The organism is Fictibacillus sp. NPDC058756 (genome assembly GCF_042746035.1).
GTDB lineage: Bacteria > Bacillota > Bacilli > Bacillales > Fictibacillaceae > Fictibacillus.
Window position 1 is genome coordinate 1 of record NZ_JBHYPU010000004.1, and the last position, 14,711, is coordinate 14,711.

Annotated in this window: 15 protein-coding genes, 8 tRNA genes and 1 rRNA gene; 22 read left to right on the forward strand and 2 right to left on the reverse strand. The window is 40.0% G+C overall.

Features of this window, described 5'->3' with window-relative positions; all coding sequences use genetic code 11:
- The 10 genes from rrf to rocF all read left to right on the forward strand — a co-directional run.
- Positions 1-98: ribosomal RNA gene (gene rrf, locus ACFW35_RS18565) — 5S ribosomal RNA — on the forward strand; the annotation flags it as partial.
- 29 nt (positions 99-127) lie between these two features.
- Positions 128-202, forward strand: a tRNA-Asn gene (locus tag ACFW35_RS18570).
- Positions 203-211: 9 nt separating this feature from the next.
- A tRNA-Thr gene (locus tag ACFW35_RS18575) sits at positions 212-287 on the forward strand.
- Between the two features lie 14 nt (positions 288-301).
- Positions 302-376: transfer RNA gene (locus ACFW35_RS18580), tRNA-Glu, on the forward strand.
- Between the two features lie 27 nt (positions 377-403).
- Positions 404-479 (forward strand) — tRNA-Val (locus ACFW35_RS18585).
- Positions 480-484: 5 nt separating this feature from the next.
- Positions 485-560, forward strand: a tRNA-Thr gene (locus tag ACFW35_RS18590).
- Between the two features lie 159 nt (positions 561-719).
- Positions 720-804: transfer RNA gene (locus tag ACFW35_RS18595), tRNA-Tyr, on the forward strand.
- A gap of 47 nt (positions 805-851) precedes the next feature.
- A tRNA-Gly gene (locus ACFW35_RS18600) sits at positions 852-925 on the forward strand.
- A gap of 8 nt (positions 926-933) precedes the next feature.
- Positions 934-1,009: transfer RNA gene (locus tag ACFW35_RS18605), tRNA-Ala, on the forward strand.
- Between the two features lie 450 nt (positions 1,010-1,459).
- Positions 1,460-2,359: an arginase gene (gene rocF, locus ACFW35_RS18610; RefSeq protein WP_379848055.1), complete on the forward strand. Its 900-nt coding sequence runs from the start codon at positions 1,460-1,462 to the stop codon at positions 2,357-2,359.
- A 28-nt stretch (positions 2,360-2,387) separates the two neighbouring features.
- Here the strand turns inward: rocF and ACFW35_RS18615 are convergent, their stop codons facing one another.
- Positions 2,388-2,558 carry an aspartyl-phosphate phosphatase Spo0E family protein gene (locus ACFW35_RS18615; protein ID WP_077365737.1) on the reverse strand — a complete coding sequence of 57 codons (171 nt, stop codon included), beginning with the start codon at positions 2,556-2,558 and terminating at the stop codon, positions 2,388-2,390.
- A gap of 202 nt (positions 2,559-2,760) precedes the next feature.
- Between ACFW35_RS18615 and sigW the strand changes: the two genes are divergently transcribed.
- The 6 genes from sigW (at position 2,761) to glmS (ending at position 10,318) form a co-directional block, all read left to right on the forward strand.
- Entirely contained in the window at positions 2,761-3,336 is a 576-nt protein-coding gene (gene sigW, locus ACFW35_RS18620; protein WP_066285604.1) for an RNA polymerase sigma factor SigW, read from the forward strand.
- Between the two features lie 6 nt (positions 3,337-3,342).
- The gene (locus ACFW35_RS18625) at positions 3,343-4,008 is read left to right on the forward strand and encodes a zf-HC2 domain-containing protein (RefSeq protein WP_379848057.1); all 666 of its coding nucleotides are present in this window, start codon (positions 3,343-3,345) and stop codon (positions 4,006-4,008) included.
- A gap of 317 nt (positions 4,009-4,325) precedes the next feature.
- Entirely contained in the window at positions 4,326-5,159 is an 834-nt protein-coding gene (gene cdaA, locus ACFW35_RS18630) for a diadenylate cyclase CdaA (protein WP_066285608.1), read from the forward strand.
- Complete coding sequence (locus ACFW35_RS18635; protein ID WP_379848059.1) at positions 5,143-6,396, forward strand: CdaR family protein; 1,254 nt, start codon at positions 5,143-5,145, stop codon at positions 6,394-6,396. Before cdaA ends, ACFW35_RS18635 begins: the two co-directional genes overlap by 17 nt.
- An 18-nt stretch (positions 6,397-6,414) precedes the next feature.
- Positions 6,415-7,755, forward strand: a complete 1,341-nt coding sequence (gene glmM, locus ACFW35_RS18640) for a phosphoglucosamine mutase (protein WP_379848061.1) — start codon at positions 6,415-6,417, stop codon at positions 7,753-7,755.
- A gap of 760 nt (positions 7,756-8,515) precedes the next feature.
- Positions 8,516-10,318: a glutamine--fructose-6-phosphate transaminase (isomerizing) gene (gene glmS / locus ACFW35_RS18645; protein WP_379848063.1), complete on the forward strand. Its 1,803-nt coding sequence runs from the start codon at positions 8,516-8,518 to the stop codon at positions 10,316-10,318.
- Between the two features lie 46 nt (positions 10,319-10,364).
- On the opposite strand, the gene ACFW35_RS18650 is transcribed toward glmS, so the two are convergent.
- Positions 10,365-10,691 (reverse strand): Mpo1-like protein, encoded by a 327-nt coding sequence (locus ACFW35_RS18650; protein ID WP_379848065.1) that lies wholly within the window; start codon positions 10,689-10,691, stop codon positions 10,365-10,367.
- Positions 10,692-10,859: 168 nt separating this feature from the next.
- On the opposite strand from ACFW35_RS18650, the gene ACFW35_RS18655 reads away from it, so the two are divergent.
- From ACFW35_RS18655 to ACFW35_RS18680, 6 genes are all read left to right on the forward strand, one after another.
- Positions 10,860-11,207 carry a MerR family transcriptional regulator gene (locus ACFW35_RS18655; protein ID WP_379848067.1) on the forward strand — a complete coding sequence of 116 codons (348 nt, stop codon included), beginning with the start codon at positions 10,860-10,862 and terminating at the stop codon, positions 11,205-11,207.
- On the forward strand, positions 11,204-11,668 hold the full coding sequence (locus ACFW35_RS18660) for an SRPBCC family protein (RefSeq protein ID WP_379848069.1): 465 nt from the start codon (positions 11,204-11,206) through the stop codon (positions 11,666-11,668). Before ACFW35_RS18655 ends, ACFW35_RS18660 begins: the two co-directional genes overlap by 4 nt.
- 99 nt (positions 11,669-11,767) lie before the next feature.
- Entirely contained in the window at positions 11,768-12,190 is a 423-nt protein-coding gene (locus ACFW35_RS18665) for a pyridoxamine 5'-phosphate oxidase family protein (protein WP_379848071.1), read from the forward strand.
- Between the two features lie 135 nt (positions 12,191-12,325).
- Entirely contained in the window at positions 12,326-12,826 is a 501-nt protein-coding gene (locus ACFW35_RS18670) for a hypothetical protein (RefSeq protein ID WP_379848072.1), read from the forward strand.
- A 9-nt stretch (positions 12,827-12,835) separates the two neighbouring features.
- Positions 12,836-13,690, forward strand: coding sequence for an ABC transporter permease subunit (locus ACFW35_RS18675; RefSeq protein ID WP_379848074.1), 855 nt, complete (start codon positions 12,836-12,838; stop codon positions 13,688-13,690).
- Positions 13,687-14,682 carry an ABC transporter permease gene (locus ACFW35_RS18680; RefSeq protein WP_379848076.1) on the forward strand — a complete coding sequence of 332 codons (996 nt, stop codon included), beginning with the start codon at positions 13,687-13,689 and terminating at the stop codon, positions 14,680-14,682. The genes ACFW35_RS18675 and ACFW35_RS18680 overlap by 4 nt, the downstream gene beginning before the upstream one ends.
- The last annotated feature ends 29 nt before the right edge of the window (positions 14,683-14,711 follow it).

The following is a 14,711-nucleotide window of genomic DNA, read 5'->3' on the forward strand; positions in this document are numbered from 1 at the left end:
GAGGTCACACCCGTTCCCATACCGAACACGGAAGTTAAGCTCTTCAGCGCCGATGGTAGTTGGGGGTCTCCCCCTGTTAGAGTAGGACGTCGCTGGGCTTTATCTCAAAATACGCAAATTATATTATTCCACAGTAGCTCAGTGGTAGAGCTATCGGCTGTTAACCGATCGGTCGTAGGTTCGAGTCCTACCTGTGGAGCCATTACTTTTTGCTTCCATAGCTCAGCAGGTAGAGTGCTTCCATGGTAAGGAAGAGGTCACCGGTTCGAGCCCGGTTGGAAGCTCCATATCATAAATATATGGCCCGTTGGTCAAGCGGTTAAGACACCGCCCTTTCACGGCGGTAACACGGGTTCGAATCCCGTACGGGTCACCAACTTTTCTTTAACTGAACATAACTTTTGGAGGATTAGCTCAGCTGGGAGAGCACCTGCCTTACAAGCAGGGGGTCGGCGGTTCGATCCCGTCATCCTCCACCATTTATGCCGGTTTAGCTCAATTGGTAGAGCAACTGACTTGTAATCAGTAGGTTGGGGGTTCAAGTCCTCTAGCCGGCACCATGTCTACTTACTATATATCTTCTTAGCTGACATGCGACGAGGAATATTCAGCTTGTATAAGCTAGTAGACGCAGGAGCATCAAATTGATGAGGAACATACTTCTTTTGAAATGTCTTTTAGACACAGGAGCATGTTTTAAAACGTCTCTTTTTTTATGTGGAGGGGTAGCGAAGTGGCTAAACGCGGCGGACTGTAAATCCGCTCCCTCCGGGTTCGGCGGTTCGAATCCGTCCCCCTCCACCATCTTTGTATAAGATTTAAAAAGACAGACAATACTGCTTTTACATAATGCGGGTGTAGTTTAATGGTAAAACAAGAGCCTTCCAAGCTCTGGTCGTGAGTTCGATTCTCATCACCCGCTCCATTTATTCCGGGGCTTTAGCTCAGCTGGGAGAGCGCCTGCCTTGCACGCAGGAGGTCAGCGGTTCGATCCCGCTAAGCTCCACCATATACATAACAATTGATATCAGGCGTTAGCCTTTTTTTTTATATTTAAAAACGGTTAGAAGATGGATAATTCCATCTTCTTTTTTATTTTAATGAATGATATTACCGAAATGTCGAAAAGCCTATAAACGGAGAATTACGGTCAGAAAATTAAAATTACAGCCTATAAAAGAGAATTACGGCTTAGAAAATAATATTACAGCCTGCAATTTCAAATTACGGCTGAAAAAGTAATGAAGACATTCCGCTGCAGTCATTCCCTTCTTTAATAAAAAAGAATCTCACCCATTTTCCATTCTATTTCTTATAAATATGTATCCAAGCATCGAAAGCGCTTTCTTTTTGGTATATCTATGCAAAATTTTGTCCAGTTGAACCATGAAATCCCTTACAGATACAATAGTATTAGGAATTCGTTAGTTTTTTTGTTTTTTTAAGGGAGGAAGAAGAAATGTTAAAAGATATATCAGTGATCGGAGTACCGATGGATTTAGGGCAAATGCGACGCGGTGTAGATATGGGACCGAGTGCTATCCGATATGCAGGAATTATTGAGCGTTTAGAAAACCTTAACTATCTGGTTGAGGATTTAGGTGATATTGAAATTGCTCGTCCAGAAAAACAAAGTAATGAGAACGAAGGTAATCTTAAAAACTTAAACGGAGTTTTGGAAGCAAGTGAAAAGCTATCTGAATCTGTATCCAGTGTAATTACGAACAAAAAGTTCCCATTAGTATTAGGCGGAGACCACAGTATTGCGATCGGAACTTTAGCAGGGGTTTCAAAACACTATAAAAACCTTGGTGTCATCTGGTATGATGCGCATGGTGATCTGAATACCGCAGACACTTCACCAAGCGGCAATATTCATGGAATGCCTTTAGCAGCCAGCATCGGTATTGGCCATGAGATGCTAACAAACATCAGCGGCTATACACCTAAAGTGAAGCCAGAAAACATTGTTATCATTGGAGCGCGCTCACTTGATGAAGGTGAGAGAGAGCTCATAAAAGAAAAAGGCATTAAAGTTTACACGATGCATGAAGTGGATCGTCTTGGTATGACAAAGGTAATGGAAGAGACGATCGAATACTTAGCACATACTGACGGGGTTCACCTTAGTCTTGATCTTGATGGATTAGATCCACACGATGCTCCTGGAGTTGGTACACCGGTACTTGGGGGAATCAGCTACAGAGAGAGTCACCTTGCGATGGAGATGCTTGCAGAAGCAGAAATTATTACTTCAGCAGAGTTTGTAGAAGTAAACCCGATTCTTGATGAGAAGAATAAAACAGCAACAGTTGCTGTGGCATTAATGGGATCTTTATTCGGAGAAAAACTTTTATAAAATTGTTCAAACAAAAACAGTTGCCTCTCTACGGAAGCAACTGTTCTTTTTCATTTATACGTTGATATTGATTTAGCAGCTGGTCTATTTCTTGAGAAAGTTCAACAACTTCTTCTGCAATTAAGGGAAGATGTTTCGAAAGCTCATTCATTTGTTGTCTGGAGTGTTCGATCTGTTCGATCAATACATCTCTATGCATACAAACAGCCCCTCTCTTCACTCGATTAAAGTATTTTATATGATTAATATTCCCAGGGCTTATTAGTTTGAAACACCGAAACTAGAAAAATATACCTTTTTATTTCGCCAAATTCTGCAACATGATAAAATAAAAAAATAAAGAGAATCATTGAAACTTATGGCAAGCTGGTACGTAAATAAAATCCGAGTGGTGATAATAGATGGACGCCTTAGTAGCGAATATGGTTGCCCAAGTCAAAAAAGGGGACCAGGAAGCGTTTGAAGGCATTGTAGACCTTTTTAAAGATAAAATATACCGGCATTGTTACCGGATGGTCGGCAATGGACACGAAGCAGAAGATTTAGCACAAGAAACTTTTTTAAGAGCTTACCGTAATATAAGTAAATACAATAATGAATTTAAATTTTCAACTTGGATTTTCAGAATTGCCACAAACCTATGCATTGACAGGCTCAGGAAGAAGAAACCTGATTACTATTTAGATGCTGAAGTGCCTGGCACTGACGGAGCTACGATGTATAGTCAGCTCTCATCTGAAGAACCGCTGCCTGAACAGGTGGTAACAGAAAATGAAAGATGGAATGAACTGCAAGAAGAAATTATGAAGCTCCCCGAGAAGTATAGGACAGCAATTGTTCTAAAATATGTAGAAGATTTATCACTGGAAGAAATCAGCCACATAATGGACATACCCGTCCCAACTGTAAAAACTCGGATACATCGAGGCAGAGAAGCGCTGAAGAAAGTATTTCAAATGGTTGTAAAAACGAGGTGAAGAAAAATGCAGTGTGAAGCTTCTGTATTTGATAAATTGATGAACAAAGTACTCGATGGTGAAGCGACGAAGGAAGAAGAGCGAGTCTTTCATGCTCATCTGGAAGAATGTGAATCATGTAAAGAAGAATACGAGCTGCTTTTAGATACTCTAAAAGAATTACAGTTACAGAATCATATTTTAAAGGCACCTGAAGGATTTACTCAGGCTGTTATGGCAAAGCTACCTAAAGAGAAGCAGCAGATGAAATGGAAACGATGGATGCAGCGCCATCCTGCTTTAACAGCCGCGGCGATCTTTATGTTCTTTATGGCAGCATCAGTTTTCACAAGCTATAATCAACAAGATCTGGCTGTTGTAAAAGGAGAAGGAAACCTTCAGATTAAAAAGGCTGAAAGGGTAGTCGTTGTCCCAGCTGGGGAAACGATAAAAGGCGACCTTGTCGTTGAGAATGCAGACGTCCGTATTGAAGGAAAAGTAGAGGGCGACGTCACAGTAATAAAAGGTAATCAATATCTTGCATCAGCAGGTGAGGTAACGGGCCACAGTCAGGAAATCGGCCAAGTTGTCGAATGGGTATGGTACAAGTTGAAATCATTGGTTAGTACAAAAGAAGAAACGATGCAAAATAATGATAAGGGCCGTTTTGAGACGGCTTTTTTTGTTGGGTGAAGAAAAATGATACGGGGGTATCGGCGGCGTGAAGTTTGTCAGGGATTGTCGTCTCGTGTGTATTTTTTAATTAACGTGCGAAAAACTCAACTAACGTGGGATTAATTCAGTTTACCGTGGGAATCCTTCCTCTAATACCTAGGGTGGTATTAAGCAAAGGGCAGTTTCATGGCCGCTACCAAAAGGGTGAGCCTCGAATTTCATAAACTTGAGTCTCTCATGCTCAGTTTTCTTTGTAATGAGGTATGCTATAATAAATAAGTTAAATCCATTATAAACTTCAACTTGGAACACATACCCGAGTTGGGAGGGAAGTTATGTTACCAATCGCAGATTTTAATATTTTTAATTACCTTACACAAATAATTGATATTTTATTGGTGACGTATGTCATCTATAAATTAATCATGATTATCCGGGGAACGAAAGCTGTTCAATTGTTAAAAGGGATAAGCGTGATCATTGTAGTATGGTTCCTGAGCAGTTCGTTCGATCTTCGGACGATGTCTTGGCTGATGGATAAAGTAATTACATATGGTTTACTTGCCATTATTATTATCTTCCAGCCAGAGCTGAGAAGAGCGCTGGAACAGCTTGGACGAGGCAGATTCTTTTCAAGGACGGGAATTCCTGAAGAAGAGGAAACCGAGAAAACGATCGCTGCTATTGTGAAATCTACAAACTATATGTCTAAACGCCGAATCGGAGCAATCATTTCCATTGAAAGAGAAACAGGATTGAGTGAGTACGTAGAGACTGGGATTCCAATTCAGGCGCACTTAACTTCCGAGCTGTTAACGAATATTTTTGTACCGAATACACCGCTTCACGATGGAGCTGTCATTATAAAACAAAGCCAGGTTTTTGCAGCTGGCTGTTATTTGCCGCTTACAGAAAGCCCGTTTGTTTCAAAAGAACTTGGGACAAGGCACAGAGCAGCATTAGGGATCAGTGAAGTGACAGATGCTATAACGGTTATCGTTTCTGAGGAAACAGGTACGATCTCCCTTACAAAAAACGGGGAAATCTATCGGAATCTGGACGAAGAGTCTTTAAGAAATTTGTTAAATGCAGAATTGATTATTGCTAATAAGTCCACTTCCTCAACTCGCTGGAATTGGAGGGGAAAGAAAAATGGACAAACTCCTTAATAGTTCATGGTTTGTTAAAATTATTGCTTTCCTCCTTGCTTTAATGATGTATACCATCGTTACAATGGAAACGCAGGAAGAAGCAGCTAACCGTTCTATTTTTTCAAAAATGTATACGGAAAGCGAGACCATTCAGGACGTTGAAATTACACCTTATTTTGATGAAAGGCAATATGTCTTAACCGATTTGCCTTCTTCAGTAGATATTACCTTAACAGGCTCGAGCCGGTTAATTACGAAAGCCACAAAAGTAGATAAAGAAGTCGAAGCATATATTGATCTGACTAATGAGGATCCGGGCAATAAACGGGTTAAAGTAAATGTCCGAGGTTTGCCTGAAGGCGTTAAGGCGAAGGTGAAGCCTGAATACATTGATGTAATCCTTCATAAGAAAGTTACGAAAGAGATGCCGGTTAACGTTGATCTGAAAAATACAAGAAAGCTTCCAGAGGGTTATACAGCTGGAGATGTTGAATTCTCTCCAAAATCCGTCAAAGTAACTGGTCCAGAAGGAATGATCGATCAGATCTCATTTATAACGGGATTTGTTGACGTAGGGAATGCGGACGAGACTATACAGACCAAAGTGCCTTTACGAGCATACAATCAACAAGGCGACCTCATTGATGTTCAGGTTTCTCCTGAAACGGCAGAGGTATCAGTGCCTATAAAGAAACCTAAAAAAACAGTACCTATTTCCATCCGTACAAGTGGAGAGCTGGAAGAAGGTCTCTCAATTGCGTCAATAACATCTGACCCGAGTGAGATTACGCTGACAGGTACAACGACTTCTCTAGATAAATATGATTCATTTAAAGAGATTTCTATAGATCTTAGCAAGATTAAAAAAGATACAACATTAACCGTGGATGTTCCTGTTCCAGATGGAATTGAATCTGTTTCTGTAAAAGAGGTATCCGTTTTGATTGACGTTGAAGATGAAGAGGTTACACGAACGTTTGAAGATGTTCCATTAACATTGCTTGGCACGACCGATGAGAAAAAAGCTACTATTCTAGACCCTGAAGATGGCGCCGTCAATGTGACGGTGCGAGGCAAGAAGAGTGCGCTTGATTCGCTCCAAAAATCAGATCTCGAAGGTATTTTAGATGTAAGCCAGCTTGAAGAAGGAACTCACGAAGTAAAGATAGATTGGAAAAATCCTGCTGATATTGATCTGACAGATACAGTTCAAGAAGCCAGTGTGGAAATTCAAACAGAAACTAGCAGTCAATAGATGAAGGAGAGAGCAATAATGGGAAAATATTTTGGTACCGACGGAGTAAGAGGAGTTGCAAATACAGAGCTGACGCCTGAACTTGCCTTTAAATTAGGACGTTTCGGAGGATATATTCTAACAAAAGATACAGATAAGCCAAAAATCTTGATCGGCCGTGATACACGAATTTCAGGACAAATGCTGGAAGGCGCTCTTATAGCTGGCCTTTTATCCATCGGTGCAGAAGTAATGCGCTTAGGTGTTATTTCGACACCTGGAGTTGCTTTTATTACAAAAGCGCTGGGAGCACAAGCAGGAATCATGATCTCAGCTTCGCATAATCCAGTTGCGGATAATGGGATTAAATTCTTTGGAGCAGACGGTTTCAAGCTTTTAGATGAGCAAGAAGCGGAAATTGAAGCACTTTTAGATAAAGATACAGACGAATTGCCTCGTCCTGTAGGAGGCGGCTTGGGCTCTGTCAGCGATTATTTCGAAGGCGGACAGAAGTACATGCAGTATTTAAAACAAACGATTCCTGGAGACTTCTCAGGATTGCATATCGCACTTGACTGTGCACACGGTGCTACATCATCACATGCACCGCACTTATTTGCTGATCTTGAAGCAGATATTTCAACGATGGGCACTAGCCCGAACGGCTTAAACATTAATGAAGGTGTTGGAAGCACTCATCCAGAGAAGCTTGCTGCGCTTGTAAAAGAAAAAGGCTGTGACATGGGATTGGCGTTTGATGGTGACGGAGACCGCTTGATCGCGATCGATGAAAAAGGAAACATTGTCGATGGTGACCAAATTATGTTCATCTGTGCGAAGCATCTTAAAGATCAGGGCCGTCTGAAGCAGGATACGGTTGTATCAACAGTTATGAGTAACCTTGGATTTTATAAGGCAGTTGAAGCAAGCGGCATGAAATCTGCCCAAACGGCTGTTGGTGACCGTTACGTAATGGAAGAGATGCGCAAAAACGATTTCAACTTGGGCGGAGAACAGTCCGGCCACATTATTTTCTTAGATTACACAACGACAGGTGATGGACTTCTTTCTGGAATCCAGCTTGCATCTATTCTTAAAGCAACTGGCAAACCACTATCAGAGCTTGCAGAAGAGATGAAGAAATTCCCTCAGCTTTTAATCAATGTTAAAGTAGCAGATAAATCTAAGCTGAACGGAAATGAAGCGATTAAAGCGGCTATCGATCAAGTGGAAACAGAACTTGAAGGAAACGGCCGAGTGCTTGTGCGTCCTTCTGGAACAGAACCGCTTGTACGCGTAATGGTAGAAGCACCTACAGAAGAACTTTGCCAAAAGCATGCAGAAACAATCGTAGAAGTCGTTAAAAAAGAGTTAGTATAAGGCTTTTTCTAAAAGATTAGTGCTTGAGGTCATTTTTTTCATTCTCTTCATTGACAAGTTGATTGGAGTGAAAGGTGTGAGACTCCTCGAAAATGAAAAATCACATTTTCTTCGTGCGATGTAACGCTGACGAAGCCTTCCTTGTCCTGCAGGATCAGTGGGACAGGTGAGACTCCTAAAGGCGCAAAGCGACAGGAGGCTCACCGCCCGCCCCGCGGAAAGCGAGCACCTGGAGCGGAAATCAAGAGCAACAAGGATTACGAGAAGCGCCTAGAATAAAAAGGAAGACCTTTATCCGACATAAAATGAAAAAGGGCACGAAACATATGCATATGCGGCTCACACAAAGGGCTGCTTATGCATATTTTTTTATTATGGGACTTTATGTTTCAACTTTTTCTGAAATAGGGAAAGAATAATAATTGACGGTTTTGAAAAACCCGTGTATGATTATTTTTGTTTACTTCAAATAAAAGGAAGGAGTTTACAGTTAATCATTCATCCTAAAAGCGCCTGAACTGCTGATCGGAAAAAAGCAGTTGACGAGGAAGAGGTTCATCGATATTTCGGCGGATGCCTCTCGGAACATTCACTTCCGTAAGCTTTTGTTCAAACCAGGCAAGGTGACTTCCTGTACAAAGACGAAAGCAAGTGAAACCAAAATAAAAATAGAAAACATAGGTGGGGTTGTGAGCCCCGCTCACGGCCCTCTTATGTAAGCCGTCAGCAGAGTGTGATGGCTTAAGGAGGACGTTTATTTATGTGTGGAATCGTAGGGTATATTGGAAAAAACGATGCAAAAGAAATTTTATTGCGTGGTCTTGAGAAATTAGAGTACCGCGGATATGACTCAGCAGGAATCGCCGTACTTAACGAAGACGGAGTTCATGTATTCAAAGAAAAAGGCCGTATTGCCAACTTGCGTGAGAGCGTTGATCTAGGTGTAGAAGCATCTGTAGGGATCGGACATACACGCTGGGCAACCCACGGTGTTCCAAGCAAAGTGAATTCACATCCACACCAAAGTTCAACAGAGCGTTTTACACTTGTGCACAACGGTGTAATCGAGAACTTTGAACAGGTGAAGAAGCAATACATTTCAGGTGTTGAGTTATTGTCTGAAACAGATACAGAAGTAATCGTTCAGCTGGTAGAGCACTTTGTAAAAGAAGGCATGAAAGTGGAAGAAGCATTCCGCCGTACATTGTCTGAACTTAAAGGTTCTTATGCGATCGGTTTAATCGACAACGAAAACCCTGAAACCATCTATGTTGGTAAAAACAAAAGCCCATTGTTAGTGGGTAAAGGTGAAGGCTTCAACGTTATTGCAAGTGATGCAATGGCTATGCTTTCTCAAACAGATCAATACGTTGAATTAATGGATAAAGAAATTGTAATCGTGACTCGTGACAGCTATACAATCAAGACTCTTGATGGTGAAGTTGTAGAACGTGCACCTTACACAGCAGAACTAGATGCAAGCGACATTGAAAAAGGCACGTACCCTCATTTCATGTTAAAAGAAATTGATGAGCAGCCTTTCGTAATGCGTAACATCATTAATCAGTACCAAAACGAAAATGGCGACCTTAAGCTCGATGATGATATCCGTGCTGCAATGAAAGGCGCAGACCGTGTATACATCATTGCATGCGGAACGAGCTACCATGCAGGTCTTGTTGGTAAGCAGCTTATCGAAAGCATTGCAAACATCCCAGTTGAATCACACATCGCAAGTGAGTTTGTTTACAACATGCCGCTATTATCTGAAAAGCCATTGTTCATCTTTATCTCACAATCCGGTGAGACTGCAGACAGCCGTGCCGTATTAGTTGAGATCAAAAGACTAGGTCACAAAGCATTAACGATCACAAACGTTCCGGGATCTACACTTTCTCGTGAAGCAGACCATACGCTTAACTTATATGCTGGTCCTGAGATCGCAGTTGCTTCAACAAAAGCATACACTGCACAAATCGCAGTTCTTGCTATCTTAGCTGTTGATTCTGCTCGTGCAAAAGGCATCGAGTTAGACTTCAATCCGCTTCAGGAGCTTGCGATTGTAGCAAACGCTATGGAAGTTTTATGTGATCAAAAAGAAGAGATGGAACAGATTGCTCGTGAGTTCTTAGCTGTAACTCGCAACGCATTCTTTATCGGCCGTGCTGCTGACTTCTATGTATGCTTAGAAGCTGCACTTAAGCTTAAAGAAATCTCTTATATCCAAGCAGAAGGATTTGCTGGAGGAGAACTTAAGCACGGTACGATCGCGTTAATCGAAGACGGTACGCCAGTTATCGCTCTAGCAACTCAAGAGCATGTTAACTTAAGCATCCGCGGTAATGTAAAAGAAGTAGCGGCACGCGGTGCATACACATGCGTAATCTCTATGGACGGACTGCAAGAAGAAGGCGATCGCATCGTTCTTCCGAAGATCCACCCATACTTGACTCCGCTTGTATCTGTACTTCCAATGCAGCTGATCTCGTACTACGCAGCGCTACACCGCGACTGTGACGTAGATAAGCCGCGTAACCTTGCTAAGTCAGTAACAGTAGAATAAATGATAGTAAAAACCCCATTTCTATTTTGAAATGGGGTTTTCATTTTTACATCTTCTCTTTTGAAAGTTTAGTTAATTCATTCCCCAGCTGCCCAAACAAAATCATCCGGTACATGCGAAAATCGGCTATCAAAGACCAGAATGGATGTCCAAAAGTAGCAGGCTTATTTCCCTCAACGAAAAAGTGACTGAACCAGGCAATGCCGTAAGCTACAACAGGAGCTAATAAAAGAAACAAAAGGCTTTTCCAAACCGCAAGAATAATAAAGATAAAGACAAATGAAGTACCAACAAAATGCCACGCTCTAGTCGATGGTTTGCTATGCTGCGAAAGATAGAATGGCCAAAATTCTTCGTAATTCTTAAACTCCATGCTAACACCTCCCTATAGTGGTTTAATATTCTCTTATCCAATACTAATTCCTTTTTCTTAAAGGGAAACTCAGCTTCTTGAGGAAGACTATAAAATGATGTGAAAAAAGTTTTGACTCTGTGGTGCACAACACGGTTTATGATGGAGATGCAGGTGGTGAATGAAAGGATGTATAGAGTTAGTGAGTTTTCAAAAATGACAGGATTAAGCAAGGAGACATTGAGGTATTATGCAGAGGTGAAACTGCTTGAACCAGCTTACATTGATCCAAAGAATAATTACCGGTATTACGATAATGGATCCTATTTAATTGCAATGATCCTGGTGAGTTTGCGGAAATTCAACTTTACGATTCAAGAAATGATCACCGTTATTGAAGATGAATCCTTCGAGAACCTGGAGAACATCCTTAATCAAAAAAAGCGGGACATTCAGAAAAAAATAAAGGGATTGCACGGCACAATAGATGAAATCGACCAGTTTTTAAAGTGGGGAAATGAGGAGGATGTAAGATGAAAACATGGAATGAAGAGAAAGTAATCTCCGTAAATATTGAAAAGGTGTGGGAACTCTTTTCTGATGAAAATCTGCAGCGCATCATGCCAAACGTTGTAGAACATAAACCAATTGAAAAGAAAGAAGGCATAGTGGGATCCACGTATCGTCAATCTTACAAAGAGGGACGAAGAATAGAAACATACATAGTTGAGACTCTCGGGTATGAAAACACTGAATCAAAAAAATACATGCGTATAGGTTTTACGTTAGGAAAAGCCTTCGAAATTGAAGCAGCCTTTACATTAATAAAATTGGATGAAACAAGCACACGCTTTATTTATACGGGACATACTAAAGGCATTAATTTCTTAGGCAAAGTCATGCTTAAAATCGCTGGTGATAAAAATAACAACAAAGTGGTAAAAGATTTTATGGATAAGGTAGAAGAGGAAGCGATGAAAGAATCTGCTTTTGTTTAACTTTAAACGAGTCTGCTCCGTTCATGCATAACATGATGTTTTATTTTCCATCCTAGAAGGTAGAGTTAGAAGAGCCAGTAAATTAAAGGAGTGGATGAAATGGATAAAGAGCAGCTAAAACAAGAAATATTGAACGTATTAGAAAAAAGACAAACAGGAGTACTTGCGAGTGTGAAACAGAATAAGCCGCATTCCAGATATATGACCTTTTATCATGATGAACTTACATTCTATACGCCAACTAGTATCGAAACTCATAAAGCTGAAGAGATTAAGGAAAATCCTAATGTGCATCTTTTAGTTGGTTATGACGGTGATGGATATGGTAACCCTTATCTTGAAGTAGAAGGTACGGCAACAATTCAAGATGAGCAGGGATTGAAGGAAAAGTTTTGGTCTGAGCAGATGTCTCATTATTTTGATGGACCAAATGATACTAATTATATACTGCTGAAGATAAAGCCAAGCTTAATCAGATTAATGAACAGTGAAGAAAATTCACCGCTAACATTAGAGTTATAAAAATAAAGGCCTCTCTTTTGAATAAAAGAGGGGCCTTCGTTCGTCTAATAGAAATAATCGAACTTAATTTTCCTATAATTGTAAAAAACGGTAAAATAAAAAGACCGAACATTCTTGAAATTAAAGGGGGATAACATGAAGAAGATATGGACGGCTATTGGACTATTTGTATTATTAATCGGATGCTCTGAAAAAGAGATAGATAAAGAGCAGAAGTTTACAGTGAAAGATGCAATCGAGAAAGATCATGTAGTCATTCAAAATCTATCGGATAAAGTAAACGAAATTATGACCGGGGGAACGAAAGCAGAACATCTCGTTCCTATGTTCGCTTTTCTAGATGATGTAGAGGCGGATAAAGAGAGTACTTTAAAAGTAACGATTTTTCCTAAAAACGGAGAGCCTAACACAAGTGAATTACACTATGTGAACAAGGACAAGACAATTTTTAAGAATAAGAATAAATCATTCACCATGCCAATAGGTGATATTGAATGTTCGAGTATAAGAGCTAGCAGTAGAAATTTAATGGCAGATGGATGTAATGGTAAGTACAGTACTGTTTTAGTCATTCCATTTGGAGTGAGGGAGTATAATCTTGCAAATGTAGAATACAAAAAGCAAAAAAATAAATAGGGGGACGTTATGCCATATATATTAAAAGATAGTTTGCTCTCTCTCATTCTATCTGTTGTTGGAATTATTCTCTTAGGCTCAGTACCGTTTATGTTTACAGGGTTGTCGTTTAATACAGGCAGCTATTTAGATGGAATAGGGGAACTATTTAAAACGATGATGAAACCTTCTGAAATCGTGTATTTTACCGGAAGCGGAGTATACCCTCTCTTTCCAGAAATATGGGGTATAATCGGATATTCATTAACCATTTTATTTTCTTCATTTTTTATCGCCATTCTCTTAGCGCTTATGTTTGCTCTTGGGATTTTTACGCTTCCAACACGATTAAAGGATAAGATCCGTGTATTTTCGTTTATGTTCGAATCGATTCCTGATGTTCTCATTGCGATTGGAATGCAGTTCTTTATTATCTGGTTTTTTAAGAAGACGAATATTCTCCTGTTTCAGATTGTCTCTTTGTATGACCAGAAAACTTATTTTGTACCGATCTTTTGTTTAACGGTATTGCCAACTCTGCTTATTTTGAGGATATTGCTCCTTAATATGGAAGAGGAATTCAAAAAACAATACATTGATACTGCTAAGGGTAAAGGGATTGGCAGATTTCGCATTCTCTGGAGGCATGTACTTCCGAACACGCTGTTAAGTGTTTTTCACCAATCTCGCAATATCCTCTGGTTTATGCTTTCTAATCTATTAATGGTTGAATACTTGTTTAATATCTATGGAGTTACAACACTGGTAAGAGAAATGGGGAACCCTGCTATTTTTACGATTTCTATGCTTCTATTATTTATACCCATGTTTCTATTTTTTACGGCTCTTAGAATTTTTACGTATAAGTGGGTGGGTGAAAAATGATAAAAGCGATTTGGAAAGACCCTTTTTTTCTAGCTGGTTTTTTATTTATTTTTGCTTTGATTAGCTTTAGTTTTTACCATCATTTTGTCATGAATAATGAAATCTATGAAAATCAGATTATCTATGAAGGAATTACACCTGTTGATAGAGCGCCTTTTGAACCTTCAAGTAAGTATTGGTTCGGGAGTGATCGTATGGGAGCGGATTTATTCTATCAGATTATTTCTGGTGCAAAATACACTTTGGGTGTTGCATTCGCTGCTAGTTTCCTTAGATTATTCCTATCATTCTTTGCTGGAATTTTGTTGCTAAGTGCCGGCAAAGTTCTTCCGTTCATTAAAGGATTAGGGCAATCTTTCTATTATATACCGTCGGCTCTATTAATCCTTTTCATAGTAGGACCGATTGTCACAGCAGAACAAATAACTTTTTGGGAAAAAGCATTTTTTCAGATCATGCTGATGGTCCTAATTGCAGTTCCCAATACGGCGATACTGATAAAGGAAGAAATAAATTTAATCCAGAGAAACGAATTTATCACGAGTGCCAAGTTAATGGGAGGAAGCAGGGTTCGTATTTTATTTAAACATGTTATGCCTCATCTATGGCCGAGGCTCGTCCTTATGTATGTCCAGCAGGTGATTGCAGTGTTATTGTTACTTGCTCATCTAGGCATATTAGGTGTTTTTTTTGGAGGAACAATCTATAGGGAATATGGAATGGAATTTTTGATACCTGCTTCAGTTTCAAACGAATGGTCAGGCTTGTTAGGAGGTTATTATGCTCAGTTAAGACTTGCACCATGGCTTGTGTTTTTTCCGGTACTAAGCTTTGCTGCAGTTATCATGGCGTTTAACTTTATGGCTGAAGGAATAAAGCGAGCCGGTGATCAATTGCCTGGCAGGAAAAAAGTGAAGAAGAGAGAAAAAGGTAAAGAGGAATCTGTCTCATGCGAATCTTTTGTTTTTTTAACAGAGCGGAAAATAGGATAAACAAAAAAGGCAAGAGCTGAAACTCTCGC